Here is a 15,658-nt window from a genome sequence, read left to right on the forward strand (position 1 = left end):
CGTCCAGCCGGACGAGGGGCGCTCGTCGTGCCGTCGCCGTGGAAGTGATCATATGCTCACTGGACTCTTCGCCGCCGCCCTCGCCGACCCAGCCCTGGCTCGCGCCCGGGACCTGGCGCGATCCGGCGCGGCCCAGGTCGACGGGCTCGACCTGACCGCACCGCCGGCGCTGCGTCCGTTCGCGGTCGCCGCCGTGGCGGCCGACGAGCCGGTGGGGGGCGCGGGGCGCCCGGTGCTGGCGATCACCGCGACCACCCGGGAGGCGGACGACCTCGCCACCGCGCTGGGCAGCCTGATCCCCGCCGACCAGGTGGCGGTCTTTCCGTCCTGGGAGACGCTGCCGCACGAGCGGCTTTCGCCGCGCTCCGACACGGTGGGCCGCCGACTGGCGGTGCTCCGTCGTCTCGCCCATCCCGAGGCGACCGACGCGCAGGGGCGCAGTGGCCCGCTGCGGGTGGTCGTCGCTCCGATCCGGTCCCTGCTGCAACCCCAGCTCAAGGGGTTGGGGGAGTTGGAGCCGGTGCGGCTGTCCGGCGGCGACGAAGCTGACCTCGAAGACGTGGTGCGCCGGCTCACCGACATGGCGTACGCGCGGGTGGACCTGGTCACCAAGCGTGGTGAGTTCGCGGTGCGCGGCGGCATCCTGGATGTCTTTCCGCCCACCGACGAACATCCGTCCCGGGTCGAGTTCTGGGGCGACGAGGTGGAGGAGATCCGTACCTTCGCCGTGGCCGACCAGCGCACCATCGAGCAGGTTGACCAGCTCTGGGCCCCGCCCTGCCGGGAGCTGCTGCTCACCCCGGCTGTCCGGAAGCGGGCCGCCGTTCTGGCGGCGGAACACCCGGAGCTCGCGGAGATCCTTGATCAGCTGGCCGAAGGTATTCCGGTCGAGGGAATGGAGTCGCTCGCTCCGGCGCTGATCGGCGCCGACTCGATGGAGTTGCTGCTGGACACCATGTCCGCGGGGACCCACGTGTTGCTCTGCGACCCGGAGCGGATTCGCACCCGGGCGCACGACCTAGTGCGTACCTCGGCGGAGTTCCTGCAGGCGAGCTGGGCTGCGGCCGCGGTCGGTGGCGCGGCCCCGATCGACCTCGGCGCGGCCGCCTTCCGGACGCTCGCCGATGTCCGCGTGCGGGCCCGTGCGTTGGGGCAGCCGTGGTGGACGATCTCCCCGTTCGGGCTGACCGAGTCGGCCCCCGCCCGCCAGCCGTGGGAGGACGAGCCGGACGAGGTCGACGTCACCCCGGACGACGCGATCGCGGTGACGGTGGCGGCCCAGCCTGCGCCGCTCTACCACGGTGAGACGGCGCGGGTGGTGGACGAACTGAAGCGTTGGGCCGGCGCGGGCTGGTCCGTCGCGCTGGTCTTCGAGGGGCACGGCCCGGCCCAGCGGGCCGTCGAGGTGCTGCACGATGCCGGGCTCGGTGCCCGCCTAGTTGACGAGGTGACCTCGGCGCCGGCCGCCGGCCAGGTCCTGGTTAGCCGGGGGTCGCTGATCGGTGGTTTCGTCGCCGAGGCATCCCGTTTCGTCCTGCTAACCGGGGACGACGTCACCGGCGGCCGGGGCGCGTCAACGCGGGACATGCGCAAGCTGCCGAGCCGGCGGCGCAACACCATCGATCCGTTGGAGCTGCGGGCCGGCGATCACGTGGTGCACGAGCAGCACGGCATCGGCCGGTACGTCGAGTTGGTGCAGCGCACCGTCAACGGGGCCAGCCGGGAGTACCTGGTTATCGAGTACGCCCCGAGCAAGCGCGGTCAGCCGGGCGATCGGCTCTTCGTCCCGACCGACCAGCTCGACCAACTCTCCCGGTACGTCGGCGGTGAGCAGCCAGCCCTGCACAAGATGGGCGGCTCGGACTGGCAGAAGTCGAAGGCCCGGGCCCGCAAGGCCGTCCGGGAGATCGCCGCGCAGCTCATCCAGCTCTACGCCGCCCGCAAGGCGTCCAAGGGACACTCGTTCGGCCCGGACACCCCGTGGCAGCGGGAGCTGGAGGACGCCTTCCCCTGGCAGGAGACGCCGGACCAGCTCGCGGCGATCGAAGAGGTCAAGCGGGACATGGAGCAGACCGTCCCGATGGACCGGCTGATCTGCGGCGACGTCGGCTATGGCAAGACCGAGATCGCGGTCCGGGCGGCGTTCAAGGCGATCCAGGACGGTCGGCAGGTGGCGGTGCTGGTGCCCACCACCCTGCTGGTGCAGCAGCACTACAACACCTTCGCCGAGCGGATGAGCCAGTTCCCGGTGACGATTCGCCAGCTGTCTCGGTTCCAGACACCGAAGGAGGCCGAGCAGACCCTGGAGATGGCCGGCGACGGTACGGCCGACATCGTCATCGGTACCCACCGGCTGCTTCAGGCGTCCGCCCGGTTCCGCTCCCTGGGGTTGGTCATCGTGGACGAGGAGCAGCGCTTCGGGGTCGAGCACAAGGAGCACCTGAAGTCCGTGCGGGCCTCGGTTGACGTGCTGAGCATGTCGGCGACCCCGATCCCCCGGACCCTGGAGATGGCGATCACCGGCATTCGGGAGATGTCTACCATCGCCACCCCGCCGGAGGAGCGACATCCGGTGCTCACCGCGGTCGGGGCGTACGACGAGCGGCAGGTGGCCGCCGCCATTCACCGTGAACTGCTCCGGGACGGCCAGGTCTTCTACCTGCACAACCGGGTGGAGTCGATCGAACGGGCGGCGCGGCGGCTGCGGGAGCTGGTGCCCGAGGCACGGGTCGCGGTGGCGCACGGCCAGTTGGGTGAGGAGGCCCTGGAGCGGGTCATGGTCGGTTTCTGGGAGAAGGAGTTCGATGTCCTGGTCTGCACCACGATCGTGGAGTCCGGCATCGACATCCCGAACGCCAACACCCTGATCGTCGAGCGGGCCGACCTGCTCGGCCTGGCCCAGCTGCACCAGATCCGGGGCCGGGTCGGCCGGGGCCGGGAGCGGGCGTACACGTACTTCCTCTACCCGTCGGACAAGCCGCTCACCGAGCACGCCCACGAGCGGTTGGCGACCATCGCCCAGCACACCGAGCTGGGTGCCGGCATGTACGTGGCGATGAAGGATCTGGAGATCCGGGGCGCCGGGAACCTGCTCGGCGGCGAGCAGTCCGGTCACATCGAGGGCGTTGGCTTCGACCTGTACGTGCGGATGGTCGGGGAGGCGGTGCAGGCCTTCAAGGGGGAGCGCCCGGAGGAGGAGCCGGAGATCAAGGTGGATCTGCCGGTGGATGCCCACCTGCCGCACGACTACGTCGGGGTGGAGCGGCTGCGCCTGGAGATGTACCGCAAGCTCGCCGAGGCCCGGGACGAGGAGCGGCTGCGCGCGGTGGTCGCCGAGCTGACCGACCGCTACGGCGAGCCGCCCGCTCCGGTGCAGAACCTGGTGGCGGTGGCCCGGTTCCGGCTGCTCGCCCGCCAGTACGGGCTCACCGACGTCAGCATGCAGGGTCGCAACATCCGGTACGGCCCGTTGCCGCTACCGGACTCCAAGCAGCTGCGGCTCAAGCGCTACCACCCGGACGCGGTCTACAAGCAGGCGCTGGAACAGGTCAGTGTGCCCCGGCCGAGTACTCGGCGGGTCGGCGGCGAGCCCCTGCGCGACCAGGCGTTGCTGGAGTGGTGTGGGCAGCTCCTCGCCGACGTGCTCGGCCCGCCTCGGGAGCTGGCCGGTGCCGCCAACTCGACGGCGCAGGGCGGGCGGTGAGGTGGCGCAGCTCCAGCCGGCGGACGCGGGGCGTGGGGGGCGTCCGGTTCTGCGCCGCTGGCGTGAGAGAGTTGCCGTCATGCGTGCTCGCCGTCTTGTCGCCGCCGTCAGCCTGGTGGTCGGCCTCGTCGCCCTCACCGGATGTCGTACCGAGCCGGGTGTCGCCGCGTACGTGGGTGACCAGCAGATCACCGAGAACACCGTGGACCGCCTCCTCGACGAGGTGCGGGCCAACCGCGCCGCGACGGAGGCCCCCGAGCTCGGTGGGCCGGCCCCGCAGCCGCCGTCCCGGTCCGAGGTCGTCAGCGCGTTGGTCCTCGGCACAGTGTGTGACCAGGTCTCCACTGACCGGGGCTACCAGCCGCAGGGGCGGGTGGAGCCGGTTGCGCTCGCCGGTCAGCTCGGTCTGCCCCCGGAGTCGGAGTATGTGCGGCAGCTGGCCGCTCTCTACACCTGCCTCTCCGGGCTGCCGGCGGGCGAGTCGGTCGCCCCGACCGAGCAGGAGCTCGCGGACGTGATCGCCGCTGGGCGGACGGCCGGAGTGATTCCTCCGGATACTCCGGATGCTGTTGTCGCAGGTCAGCTCGACGGCCCCCAGCTGCGCAACGGGCTGGCGAGCCGCCGGGTGCTTGCTGAGGCTGCTGGGGAGTACGACGTCACGGTCAACCCCCGCTACCGGCCGTTGGAGTTCCCGGTGCTGAACTTCTCGCAGGATGTCGCGGCGGTGAGTGTGCTCCTGGGCGAGCCTGGTTCGGACGCGGTCACCGATGTCTCCAGCTCGGAGCCGTTGCCGCCGACCGGGGCGGACCAACCGGCCTGAGCATGGCGGCGCGGATCACACTGCTCGTCACCTCGCCGCGGCTGCCGGCCGGGCTGCTCACCGCAGCCGCGTGGGACGTCGTACGCCAGAATCCCGTGCTGGCCGGGGCGGAGAGCGAGTTGACGGTGGCGCTCCGGGTCGCGGGCGCCGAGGTCACCGTCGTGACCGGTCCGGCCACCCCGGCGTTGCTCGATGCGGCCACGGCCCGCGGTGGTGCGGTCTGGCTCGCCGGCCCGGCGGGTGACGAGTCACTCGCTCGGGAACTGGGCCTTCGCCTGGCCCGGGAGCCGGGGCTGGCGGAGTTGGAGCTGCTGTACGGGTCGTGGGACCCGCCCGGCGCGCGGCTGCTCGACGCGGTGGCGGTGCTGGACCGGCTCGCCTCGCCCGGCGGTGACCCGTGGAAGCGGGCGCAGACCCACCGCAGCCTGGCCGGCTTCCTGCTGGAAGAGTGCTATGAGGCGTACGACGCGATCAGCGCCGGTGACACCGACGCGCTCCGCGAGGAGCTCGGGGACGTGCTGCTCCAGGTGGTGCTGCATGCCCGGCTCGCCGAGGAGCTGCCCGAGGGCGAGCGGTGGAGCGTGGACGACGTGGCCGGTGGTTTGGTCGACAAGATGGTGCGGCGCAATCCGCACGTCTTCGCCGAGGAGCAGGCCGGCACCCTTGCCCAGATCGAGGAGAACTGGGAGCGGATCAAGCGGGCGGAGAAGGCACGTGACTCGGTGCTGGACGGCATCGCCCTGAGCCAGCCAGCCCTCGCCCTGGCCGCCAAGATCATTGACCGGGTCGCCCGGGTGCGGCTCGCTGTCGCGCCCCCGCCGGCGCAGTCGCAGGTCGACCCGGAGGCTCGGCTCGGCGCCGAGCTGCTGGCGGCGGTGGCCGCCGCCCGTGCCGCCGGGCTGGATCCGGAGGCGGCCCTGCGCCGCGCCGCCCTCGCCCACGCCGAGGCCGTCCGCCGGGCGGAACGCGCCGGCAGCACGGGCAGCTGAGTTCCGCCCCGCCAGCTTTCGCGGCGGGACGGAACCCTTGGTGACGTCGAGGCGACGCGTTACCCCGAGCAGCCGGGGACGTTGACGCAGTTTTCCGGTCGGTTCTTGACGACCACGGTGCCGGTGGCGGTGTTCAGGTTGACGGTGCCACCCGGAAGGTTCAGGATGCCGCCGCCTTCGGTGACAGCGATGTTGCCAACGACCTTCGTGGTGAAGAGGGTGAGCCGGCCGAGGACACTGTTAAAGACGCCACCACCCTGGTCGGCTTGGTTGCCGAGGACCTGTGTGCGCCGTAACACTGTCTGCCCCTCGTTGAGGAGCCCACCGCCGAGGGCGGTCGTGGAGTTCCCCTTGATGGTGCTGTCCTCGATTACCGCATCGCTGTCGACGCCCATGCCTCCTTGGACGAACACACCACCGACGTTCTGGGCGGTGTTGTCGGTGACGCTGACGTGCCGCAGGGTCAGCTGTCCGCCCCCCTCCACCCCGACGCCGCCGATGGCGTCGGCGGTGTTCCTCGAGATTCGAGTGCCGACAACCTGGCTGGTGCCCAGGAAGACGGAGAAGCCACCCGACCTGATTGCTTGATTCCTGGAGATACTTCCACCGCTGACAGTGGCGTTGAGGGCGAAGAGGCCACCACCGATGATTCCGGTGTTCTTGTCCAACGTGGAGTCGGTGCTTTCCAGCCAGCCGAGGCTGGCGATGCCGCCGCCGACGTCGGTGGCGGTGTTGTGGCTGACGGTGGAGTGTCTGACTCGGGTGGTGCCGAGGTTGGCGATGCCGCCGCCGCTGGTGCCTCCGCCGGAGATGTTGCGGGTGATGGTGCTGTGGGTGGTGGTCAACGCTCCACCAGCGTTGACGAGTATTCCGCCGCCGCCGTCGAGGAGGGTATGGCCGCCGGTGATCTTCAGCTTGGTGAGGGTGAGGTCGCCGCCGGTGGCAACGGTGAGGATGCGGAACTGATCAGCGGCGGCGGCGCGTTCGATGGTGGTGTGTTTGCCGCCGTTGAGGGTGATGGGGGTGGTGATGGCGGGCAGGCCGGCGCCGTCGAGGTCGGCGGTGAGGAGGTAGGTGCAGTCTGTGGCGAGGTTGAGGGTGGCCCCGCCGCGGGCGTTGGCGAGGGATATCGCGGCGATCAGCGCGTCGGCGTCGCAGGGCACGGCGGTGCCCTTCGGCTTCTCTGCCTTGCGGTTGTCGGGGCTCTTGTCCCGGCCGTGGCGGTCGCCGGCAGTGGGCCTCGCGAGCTCATTGATCATGGCGTGGGCGTGGGCGTGGGCGTGGGCGTGGGTGACGGCGCCAGTAGCCGGGCTGGCGGCGGCACCGATGGTGGTGGTGAGGGTCAGGCCGGTCATTCCGGCGAGCCCGGCGGTCCACCACCGTCGTCGGGACTCTGCCCGGTTTCGGGCCGGGGGCTCGGGTCTGTGGGTGTTGCGCTGATGCCTCATCGCGGTGTCGGTGTCCTTCCCCGGGAACAGCGAGGAACACCGCCAACCAGGCGGGTCATGTTCCTCGGCTACCAGATCGGCGGTAGCAGTCGCCCGTAGGCTAAGCCGACATAAGGTGCCAGAAGGATATGAAGGCGAACATATGCCACAAATCGGTCTAAGGTGACGTTGGGCTCGCCGAACGGTCCACCACGTCGGCCCCCACCGGTAGCTCGAACATCGGCCCGTCCGTCGTCGCCCGGTAGCTGGTCATCGTCACGGTGACAGGTTCGCCGTCCAGGTGACCGGTGAAGCTGCCCAGCGCCCCTTCGGCAGTGACACAGGCGGTGAGGTCGCCGGCCGGCCGGCGCACCTCGACGCAGGTCGCCCGCCGTCCGGCCAGAGTGGTGTCATTGCTGGTGATGGTGGACTCCGGGTCCAGCGCGGCGGCGGTCAGCAGCTCCAGCACCGCTGGCGGGGTGACCAGCCCCTGCCCCTCGGCGGCGGCGAAGACGGCCACTGCGGGCTTGGCCGGGTTAGCCGGCGGCGGTTCGATCGTGCAGGCCGTCCGCCCGTCGGTGGTCTCGCACCGCGTGGTCGCCTCCTCGGTGGCGGTCAGCCGGCCAGCCGTCCAGTGGTACGTGGCGCGGGCCGGCTCCTGGTCCTGCGCGATGGTCGCGCTCTGCCCGGGCGCGAGCTCATAGTCGGCTGTGTAGGTCCGGACCAGGGATCCGTCCAGCCGGTTCGCAAGTTCGTTGATCAGATCGGCGTGGCTGATAGCCTGACCGGCCTCGTCGAAACTTTGACAACCCGTAACGGTGAGCGACGCGATGGCGGCAGCGGCGAGCAGGCGGCGCGGGGTCGAGATGGCGAACATGACGACCAGCCTCGCCGATTGGATTGAGTGCACGCAAACGTCGACGTCGGTTGACATCGGAGAATACGGGAATGTCGGGCGTGCCGTTCGATTGAGTTGGTCGTCCCTTGACGGCGTGGCCGGGGTTTCAACCGCCGGGTGCTGCGCCGTGCCCCAGCGCCGCCCGATACGCTGCGTGCAACACCTTCCCCAGCCGCACCGTCGCGGCCACTAACGATCGGCACACACACGAGGAGCGACTCAGTGGCAACCATCGAGGGAATCGTCGCCCGGGAAATTCTCGACTCACGGGGCAACCCGACTGTTGAGGTCGAAGTTGGGCTCGACGACGGTACGATCGCCCGCGCTGCGGTGCCCTCGGGCGCCTCCACCGGTGCCTTTGAGGCGATCGAGCTGCGCGACGGTGAGAAGGACCGCTACCTCGGCAAGGGCGTTGCCCAGGCGGTCTCGAACATTGAAGACAAGATCGTTGACGAGTTGATCGGGTACGAGGCCAGCGAGCAGCGGCTGATCGACCAGAAGATGCTCGACATCGACGGTACGGACAACAAGAGCCAGCTCGGCGCCAACGCGATCCTGGGTGTCTCCCTGGCGGTGGCGAAGGCTGCTGCCGGCGCCGCCGAGTTGAGTCTCTTCCGCTACCTTGGCGGCCCGAACGCCCACCTGCTGCCGGTTCCGATGATGAACATCCTCAACGGTGGGGCGCACGCGGACTCCAACGTCGACATCCAGGAGTTCATGATCGCGCCGATCGGTGCGCCGACATTCCGGGAGGCCCTGCGTTCCGGCGCCGAGGTGTACCACGCGCTGAAGTCGGTGCTGAAGACGAAGGGTCTCGCCACCGGCCTTGGCGACGAGGGTGGCTTCGCGCCAAACCTGCCGACCAACGCCGCCGCGCTGGACCTGATCTCAGAGGCGGTCGAGAAGGCCGGCTACCGGCTCGGCACGGACATCGTCTTCGCGCTGGACGTGGCGGCGACCGAGTTCTTCGAGAACGGCACCTACACCTTCGAGGGTGCCGCGAAGAGCGCGGAGGAGATGAGCAGCTACTACACCAAGCTCGCCGACGCGTACCCGATCGTGTCGATCGAGGACCCGCTGGCCGAGGATGACTGGTCCGGGTGGCGGACGCTGACCGCCTCCATCGGGGACCGGGTGCAGATCGTCGGCGATGACTTGTTCGTCACGAACCCGCAGCGGATCGCCCGTGGGATCGCCGAGAACGCCGCCAACTCGGTCCTGGTGAAGGTCAACCAGATCGGTTCGCTCACTGAGACGCTGGACGCGGTGGACCTGGCCCACCGGGCCGGTTTCCGGTGCATGATGAGTCACCGTTCCGGCGAGACCGAGGACACCACTATCGCCGACCTGGCGGTCGCCACCGGCTGCGGCCAGATTAAGACCGGCGCACCGGCCCGCTCGGACCGGGTCGCGAAGTACAACCAGCTGCTGCGAATCGAGGAGGAGCTGGCTGACGCCGCGCGGTACGCCGGGCCGGGCGCGTTCCCGCGTTACCGTTCTGCCTGACGGACGCGCAACCTTCGGGGGAGGGGCAGAGGATGCAGCAGCGCCGCACGCCGGGCGGACAGCGTCCGGCCCGCCGGCCCGGTCAGGCCGGTCGGTCGGGCGGTGCCCGGCCGGTCCGTGCGGGCGGCGTCCGCGGCGAGTCGCGGGCGACCGCCAGCCGCGCCTCGGGCGCGGGCCGGGGCGCCGACGCAGCCCGTTCGGCGAACCGGCCCGGCGCTCGACGATCGGCGCCCGGGGGTGCGGTGAAGCGGCTCTCCGCACCCCGCCCCCGACGGGGTACCGGGCGGGCGACCGTGCTGGTCGCGGTGCTGATCGCCCTCGCTCTCGGCTACACCTATCCGGTCCGGGTCTACCTTGACCAGCAGGCCGACATCGTCCGGATGGAGGCGGCGCAGGCGGCGCAGCGGGCGGAGATCGAGAGGCTTACCGCCGAAGCCGCGAAGTGGCAGGACGCGAAGTACATCGAGGCAGAGGCCCGGGAACGCTTCTTCATGGGCCGCGAAGGCGAACAGCTGCTGATCGTGCTCCCCAACCCGCCGGGGGAGGCCGAGGCCGCGGGTCAGCCTGCCGGTCCGGATGGCCGGGCCGGGACCGACCGGTGGTACGACACACTGTGGTCGAGCGTGACGGCCGCGGACCAGGAACGGCCCGGCGAGTGAGTGCCCGGCACTGAACCAGGAAGGACACCGTGACAGTCGTACCACCGCAGGAGCCGGCGGCATCCTCCGTACCCTTGCCGCGGCGCGAGCCGGCGACCCCGGCCGACCTGGCCGCGGTGGCGGGACAGCTCGGCCGCCCGCCCCGGGACACGCGGGCGGTGGCCCACCGCTGTCCATGTGGCATGCCCGATGTGGTGGAGACGACACCGCGGCTCGCCGACGGCACGCCCTTCCCGACGCTCTTCTACCTGACCTGCCCCCGGGCGACGGCGGCCTGTAGCCGGCTGGAGTCAGCCGGGCTGATGAAGGAGATGGCCGACCGGCTCGCGGAGGATCCGGAGTTGGCCGCGCGCTACCGCGCCGCGCACGAGGACTACCTCCGGCGCCGGGAGGCGATCGGTCATGTGCCGGAGATCGCCGGAATCTCCGCCGGCGGGATGCCGGATCGGGTCAAGTGCCTGCACGTGCACCTCGGGCATGCGCTCGCAGCCGGTCCTGGCGTCAACCCGTTCGGAGACGAGGTGCTGAGGCTGATCGAACCGTGGTGGGCGGGGGGACCATGCGTGGCCGCGCCGGCGGACGAGTGAGATGACCGCTGCCGGCGGAGCCGTGGTCCGTCGGGCCCGGACGGCGGACGTTCGGGGGATCCGGCGGCTGATCGACACGTACACCGATGGCCGGCGGCTACTCAGCAAGGCGACAGTGACCCTGTACGAGCACGTGCAGGAGTTCCGGGTCGCGGTGACACCCACCGGGGACGTGGTCGGCTGTGGCGCCCTGCACGTCATGTGGGAGGACCTGGCGGAGATCCGGACCGTGGCGGTCGACCCGAGCTGTCGGGGTGGCGGGATCGGGCACCAGATCGTGGGCGGTCTGATCGACAGTGCCCGGGAGCTGGGCGTGGCGCGGATCTTCGTGCTCACCTTCGAGACCCGCTTCTTCGGTCAGTTCGGGTTCACCGAGATCGACGGGGCACCGGTGCCGCACCCGGTCTACGAACAGCTGCTGCGCTCGTACGATGAGGGTGTCGCGGAGTTTCTCGACCTGGAGCGGGTCAAGCCGAACACGCTCGGCAACACCCGAATGCTGCTGCGGCTCTGAGCGGGTCGTCCGGCCTGCCGTAGGGTTGCGGGCGTGACAACGCGTGTGGCCGCCATCGACTGCGGAACCAACTCGATTCGCCTGTTGGTCGCCGATCTACCGGACCCGGGCGCCGGAGCGGGCGCGCCGCTGGTCGAGGTGAGCCGCCGATTGGAGACTGTTCGGCTGGGCCAGGGCGTTGACCGCACCGGTCGGTTGGCCCCGGAGGCGATCGAGCGGACCCGGGTGGCGCTGGCGGAGTACGCCGCTGAGATCGAGAAGCTGGGCGCCGATCGAGTCCGGATGTGTGCCACGTCGGCCTCCCGGGATGCGGAGAACGCCGCTGAATTCCGGGACATGGTGGTGCGGACGCTGGGGGTCGCCCCAGAGGTGGTGACCGGGGAGGAGGAGGCGCGACTCTCGTTCACCGGGGCAGTTCGTGGCCTGCCCGGCTCGACCCGGGAGCCGTACCTGGTGGTCGACATCGGCGGCGGTTCGACGGAGTTCGTCGTGGGCACCGGCACCGGTGGTGTGGCGGCGGCGATCTCGGTGGACATCGGTTGTGTCCGGATGACCGAGCGCCATCTGCATGGTGACCCGCCGGATCCCGCCGAGATCAGGGCTGCCGAGGTGGACATCGTTGCTGCCGTGGACCGGGCGCTCGATGCGGTGCCCGGTCGGGAGGCCGCCACGCTGGTCGGGCTCGCTGGCTCCGTCACCACGGTGGTCGCCATCGCCGAAGGGCTGACTGGGTACGACCCGCAGCGGATCCACCACGCCCGGGTGTCCTACCGGGCGGTGGCGGAGGTGACGGCTGACCTGTTGAGGGCGACCCGTGCGCAGCGGCTGGCGATCCCGGTGATGCATCCGGGCCGGGCTGATGTGATCGCGGCGGGTGCCTTGGTGCTCCGCGTGATTATGGAGCGTGCGGGCAAGGACTTCGTGGTCGCCTCCGAGCACGACATTCTCGACGGTATCGGCTACAGCTTGCGGTAGAGGCGGAGCCCGACCGAGCCAGGCTCAATGTGGCCGAACTAGCTTGCTGTTTGAGTGGTTCGGATAGGGTCAGGTTGTCCCGAGGTCGGTTTTAGGCACCGTGAACGGGGGTGCGGTGGAGAGGGAAGCTGGGTCGGTCACGGTCGGAGAACTGTTGCTCGGTCGCCTCCACGACCTAGGGGTGCGTCATGTGTTCGGAGTGCCTGGCGATTATGCGATGGACTTCACAGATCAGGTCATGGCCTTCGACGGTATTGACTGGGTTGGTAGTTCTAACGAACTCAACGCCGGCTACGGTGCGGACGGCTACGCGCGGGCTTCCGGGGTAGGGGCAGTCATCACCCAGTTTGGTCCGGGTGAATTATCGGTCATCAATGCTCTGGCTGGTGCGATGGCCGAGTCGGTGCCTATCGTATCAATCGTGGGCGGCCCCTCGCTGGAGATCATGCGGCGGCGCACCTTGATTCACCACTCACTTGTGGATGGCGACTCCGACCATTGGGCGCGGATGGCGTGCGAGGTGACGGTTGCCCAAACCTCGTTGACCCCGGAATGCGCGCTGAGGGAGATCGACCGGGTGCTGGCCGAGTGCTGGTTGCAGCAGCGGCCCGTGTACATCCGGATTCCCGGTGATGTGGCGCTAACTCCCGTCGAACGGCCGGTGCGATGCTTTGCCCGTCCGGATCCGGTGACGAATTCCGGGCAGCTGGACGCCTTCGCCGCTGCTGCGCAACGCCGACTCGCGGACGCGGAGCGGCCGGTGCTGCTGGTGGGAAGCATGCCGATCCGTCTGGGCCTCGGGCCCGCGGTCGCCGCGTTCGCGAGCGAGTACAACTGGCCTGTTGCCGCCCAAGCGCTGGGTCGGGGCTTGTTCGACGAGTCTGATGCTCGTTTTGTAGGAGTCTATAATGGACTGGAGAGTCCGGACTCGGTCCGGAAAGTGGTCGAAGGTGCCGACGTTCTGATCTGCTTGGGTGCCGTGTTCTTTGACTGGAGCGGTTTGTTCACCGCAGACCTGGATCCGGATCGGATCATTAACCTGGGGCGGGATGCTGTATCGGTGGCTGGCACCCGGTTCGGCCCGATCTCCATGGCTGCGGCACTGGGGCGACTACACGAAATGGCTTCCAGTCGAACCAGCGACTGGCCGAGTGCTGCAACCTTGTTGCACAGATCCTCCGAACTGGATCGGGTGAGCGGCGAGTCAATCAGTCACAAACGACTCTGGCCGGCAGTTCAGGAGGTGCTGCGTCCGGGGGACATTTTGGTCGGGGAGGTTGGGACGGCGTTCTTCGGTGCCGCCATGATGCGGCTACCGGTTGGAGTGTCCGTTTTGACCGCACCGGTATGGAGCTCGGCCGGTTTCGTTATTCCGGCGGCTTTCGGCGCCGGGGTTGCGGTGCCGGAGCGGCGGGTGGTGGCGATTACTGGTGATGGGGGCCTGCAAATTTCCCCGCAGGAAATCAGTCGGATGTTCACTTACGGTCAACATCCGATCATTTTTGTGATCAATAATCGTGGCTACACGACCGAGCGGGCGCTCGAAAAAGCGGTTGGGGAAGAAGTTCAGGCTTACGCGGAGATACCGGATTGGCGATACAGCGCGCTGCCGGCGGTGTTTGCTGCGGAGGGAGCCTTCGTGGCGCACACCGCCCGCACCGAGGCGGATCTAGCTGAGATCTTGGATAGTGTCGACGAGCGTCCGGACCGGTTGACCCTCATCGAGGTGATCGTTGACCCGACGGACCTGCCGGAAGGGATGCCGCAGTGGAGCCGGGAGGCCTCCGCCGCCATCTATCATGCACAGTTCCATGCTCCGGCTCGCCTGCCCTGGGGTGGACTCAGCTAGTAGCTGCTTCTTTAGCCAGCTGGGCTCAGCTTGTCATATCCACCGGGCAGGTTCTGCAAGCGGCGGAGCCCCTCCGCCGTCGAGGCAACGCGGGACGGACTCCCTTCGGGCCTGGCTACGCGCAAGGTGCTGGCGGTCGCGTCTGTGCGCCGGGCCTCGCGGTGCCAGCCCTGGGGTCCAGTCGGACACGCGGGTTGACGCTATTGTGCATTGAATACTACTGTTCATTGTATGGACACCACACAGCTCTTGAAGGGCGTGCTGGACCTGGCTGTTCTAGCGGTGCTCCGGGAAGAGGACGGCTACGGCTACGACATCCTGCGGCGGCTGCGCGACGCCGGCCTGGCGGAGGTGGGCGACGCCTCCGTCTACGGCACGTTGCGCCGCCTCTTCGCGGCCGGCCTACTCACCACGTACGTGGTGCCCAGCGAATCCGGTCCGCACCGCAAGTACTACTCGCTAAACGCCGCCGGCCGCGATCAGTTCGCCCGCTCCGGCCAGCTCTGGCGCTCGTTCGCCACCACCATGGACACGCTGCTCGACGATCGGGGGAGGGCGGCATGACCGTCACTGAGCAGGAGATAGTCGACTACGTCGCCCGGGTTCGAGGCGCCCTGGGTGACCTGCCGCCGGCGATCCGCGACGAGCTGACCGAAGACCTGCCGGAGCATTTCGCGGTGGTGGCCGTCGAGTCCGGTGGGACGCTGGTGGAGCGGCTCGGCGAGCCGGAGGCGTACGCCGTTGAGCTGCGGATCGCCGCCGGGGTCGGTGCCGGTCGCCGTCCGGTGACCGAAGAGCTGGCCGCCTTCGTCAGCCGGGTCCATGCCCGGCTGAACACGCTCGACCGGCAGCTCGGCCGATCCCTCGGGTATCCCACGGTGCGGGCCTTCCTGCACCTGCTCACCCCGGGCTGGTGGGTTCTGCGCGGCTACCTCGCGACGATGCTGCTGGCCGTGCTCACTACTGGTCTCAACGGCGGAATCGGGCTACTACCCAGGTTTGAAGGCAACCTGTTGCTTGGCCTGATGGTCCTGGCAGCCCTGGTCGTCGCCTCGGTCATGCTCGGTCGCCGGGAGGCCCGGTCGCGAACCTGGCCAGGGCGGCTGCTGGTCCTCGGCAACCTGGTGCTCGTCGGGTTCGGGCTGGCGGCGTTGGTCTACCTGGACGATCGGCGTGGTGGGGGTGACTACTACGCCCCGATCTCGGTCGACAGCCGGTACGACCATATCCGCGATGTCTTCGTCTATGACACCGAGGGGCAGCTGGTGGACTACGCGCGGCTGTTCGACCAGAACGGCGACCCGATCCGGCTCGGCTACCCGGACTGCGATGACGTGCGGGATGTAATCAACCGGGATGAGATCGGTAGCGCCAACCCGCTGCTGCGCGGCTACCCGTACTGTCCAGAGGCGGCGCCGTTCGGGCCGCGGCCCACGACTGCCGCGTCTCCGCCGGGCCTTCCCGCTCCACCCGGCACGGTCCGACCGGATTCCGTTGCCCCGCCAACCGTGCCGGAGACCTCTCCGGCCGTGCCGCCGGCCCCGCCGGAGGCCCCGCCGACATCCGCGCCCGCGCCGAGTGTCGCGCCCACCGGGTGAGCGCTTCGGGAAGCTCCGGCCCCGGCTCGAATCGGGAAGCTCCGGCCCCGGCTCGGATGCGGAAGCTCATATCTTCTCGCGACGAAAGTGGCCGAAGGGATGAGGCTGCAGGGCAATAGCGGCGTTGTTGATC

13 protein-coding genes are annotated in these 15,658 nt (G+C 69.5%); 11 read left to right on the forward strand and 2 right to left on the reverse strand.

The window, feature by feature from the left end; genetic code table 11:
- Nucleotides 1–52 precede the first annotated feature (52 nt).
- The 3 genes from mfd to B116_RS0103985 all read left to right on the forward strand — a co-directional run bounded on the left by mfd (nucleotide 53) and on the right by B116_RS0103985 (nucleotide 5,512).
- Nucleotides 53–3,703 (forward strand): transcription-repair coupling factor, encoded by a 3,651-nt coding sequence (mfd, locus tag B116_RS0103975; protein WP_018721163.1) that lies wholly within the window; start codon nucleotides 53–55, stop codon nucleotides 3,701–3,703.
- Nucleotides 3,704–3,782: 79 nt separating this feature from the next.
- The gene (locus B116_RS0103980; protein WP_027659276.1) at nucleotides 3,783–4,523 is read left to right on the forward strand and encodes a hypothetical protein; all 741 of its coding nucleotides are present in this window, start codon (nucleotides 3,783–3,785) and stop codon (nucleotides 4,521–4,523) included.
- Nucleotides 4,524–4,525: 2 nt separating this feature from the next.
- Nucleotides 4,526–5,512 carry a nucleoside triphosphate pyrophosphohydrolase gene (locus B116_RS0103985; protein WP_027659277.1) on the forward strand — a complete coding sequence of 329 codons (987 nt, stop codon included), beginning with the start codon at nucleotides 4,526–4,528 and terminating at the stop codon, nucleotides 5,510–5,512.
- A gap of 59 nt (nucleotides 5,513–5,571) precedes the next feature.
- Here the strand turns inward: B116_RS0103985 and B116_RS0103990 are convergent, their stop codons facing one another.
- Together B116_RS0103990 and B116_RS0103995 are read right to left on the reverse strand one after the other, a co-directional pair.
- Complete coding sequence (locus B116_RS0103990; RefSeq protein WP_033667276.1) at nucleotides 5,572–6,960, reverse strand: autotransporter outer membrane beta-barrel domain-containing protein; 1,389 nt, start codon at nucleotides 6,958–6,960, stop codon at nucleotides 5,572–5,574.
- A gap of 157 nt (nucleotides 6,961–7,117) precedes the next feature.
- Nucleotides 7,118–7,816 carry a hypothetical protein gene (locus B116_RS0103995; protein WP_033667277.1) on the reverse strand — a complete coding sequence of 233 codons (699 nt, stop codon included), beginning with the start codon at nucleotides 7,814–7,816 and terminating at the stop codon, nucleotides 7,118–7,120.
- Nucleotides 7,817–8,059: 243 nt separating this feature from the next.
- Between B116_RS0103995 and eno the strand changes: the two genes are divergently transcribed.
- The 8 genes from eno (at nucleotide 8,060) to B116_RS0104035 (ending at nucleotide 15,525) form a co-directional block, all read left to right on the forward strand.
- A complete protein-coding gene (gene eno / locus B116_RS0104000; protein ID WP_018721158.1) occupies nucleotides 8,060–9,343 on the forward strand; it encodes a phosphopyruvate hydratase in 1,284 nt (427 codons plus the stop codon).
- Between the two features lie 32 nt (nucleotides 9,344–9,375).
- Nucleotides 9,376–10,002 (forward strand): FtsB family cell division protein, encoded by a 627-nt coding sequence (locus B116_RS0104005; protein ID WP_018721157.1) that lies wholly within the window; start codon nucleotides 9,376–9,378, stop codon nucleotides 10,000–10,002.
- Nucleotides 10,003–10,031: 29 nt separating this feature from the next.
- On the forward strand, nucleotides 10,032–10,589 hold the full coding sequence (locus tag B116_RS0104010; RefSeq protein WP_026321506.1) for a DUF501 domain-containing protein: 558 nt from the start codon (nucleotides 10,032–10,034) through the stop codon (nucleotides 10,587–10,589).
- A 1-nt stretch (nucleotide 10,590) separates the two neighbouring features.
- Nucleotides 10,591–11,103, forward strand: a complete 513-nt coding sequence (locus B116_RS0104015; RefSeq protein ID WP_018721155.1) for an amino-acid N-acetyltransferase — start codon at nucleotides 10,591–10,593, stop codon at nucleotides 11,101–11,103.
- A 45-nt stretch (nucleotides 11,104–11,148) separates the two neighbouring features.
- Entirely contained in the window at nucleotides 11,149–12,078 is a 930-nt protein-coding gene (locus B116_RS0104020; RefSeq protein ID WP_033667278.1) for a Ppx/GppA phosphatase family protein, read from the forward strand.
- Between the two features lie 115 nt (nucleotides 12,079–12,193).
- Complete coding sequence (locus B116_RS0104025; protein ID WP_082312713.1) at nucleotides 12,194–13,927, forward strand: alpha-keto acid decarboxylase family protein; 1,734 nt, start codon at nucleotides 12,194–12,196, stop codon at nucleotides 13,925–13,927.
- A 231-nt stretch (nucleotides 13,928–14,158) separates the two neighbouring features.
- On the forward strand, nucleotides 14,159–14,491 hold the full coding sequence (locus B116_RS0104030) for a PadR family transcriptional regulator (protein WP_018721153.1): 333 nt from the start codon (nucleotides 14,159–14,161) through the stop codon (nucleotides 14,489–14,491).
- Nucleotides 14,488–15,525: a DUF1700 domain-containing protein gene (locus B116_RS0104035; RefSeq protein ID WP_027659282.1), complete on the forward strand. Its 1,038-nt coding sequence runs from the start codon at nucleotides 14,488–14,490 to the stop codon at nucleotides 15,523–15,525. Before B116_RS0104030 ends, B116_RS0104035 begins: the two co-directional genes overlap by 4 nt.
- Nucleotides 15,526–15,658 lie beyond the last annotated feature (133 nt).

The sequence above is a fragment of the Salinispora fenicalii genome, from assembly GCF_000514815.1.
Taxonomy (GTDB): Bacteria; Actinomycetota; Actinomycetes; order Mycobacteriales; family Micromonosporaceae; genus Micromonospora; species Micromonospora fenicalii.

Excerpts from the sequence above, each read along its gene's own strand:
- mfd (WP_018721163.1), top strand. The coding sequence starts at position 53 with ATGCTCACTGGACTCTTCGCCGCCGCCCTCGCCGACCCAGCCCTGGCT.
- B116_RS0103980 (WP_027659276.1), top strand. The coding sequence starts at position 3,783 with ATGCGTGCTCGCCGTCTTGTCGCCGCCGTCAGCCTGGTGGTCGGCCTC.
- B116_RS0103985 (WP_027659277.1), top strand. The coding sequence starts at position 4,526 with ATGGCGGCGCGGATCACACTGCTCGTCACCTCGCCGCGGCTGCCGGCC.
- B116_RS0103990 (WP_033667276.1), bottom strand. The coding sequence starts at position 6,960 with ATGAGGCATCAGCGCAACACCCACAGACCCGAGCCCCCGGCCCGAAAC.
- B116_RS0103995 (WP_033667277.1), bottom strand. The coding sequence starts at position 7,816 with ATGTTCGCCATCTCGACCCCGCGCCGCCTGCTCGCCGCTGCCGCCATC.
- B116_RS0104005 (WP_018721157.1), top strand. The coding sequence starts at position 9,376 with ATGCAGCAGCGCCGCACGCCGGGCGGACAGCGTCCGGCCCGCCGGCCC.
- B116_RS0104015 (WP_018721155.1), top strand. The coding sequence starts at position 10,591 with ATGACCGCTGCCGGCGGAGCCGTGGTCCGTCGGGCCCGGACGGCGGAC.
- B116_RS0104030 (WP_018721153.1), top strand. The coding sequence starts at position 14,159 with ATGGACACCACACAGCTCTTGAAGGGCGTGCTGGACCTGGCTGTTCTA.
- B116_RS0104035 (WP_027659282.1), top strand. The coding sequence starts at position 14,488 with ATGACCGTCACTGAGCAGGAGATAGTCGACTACGTCGCCCGGGTTCGA.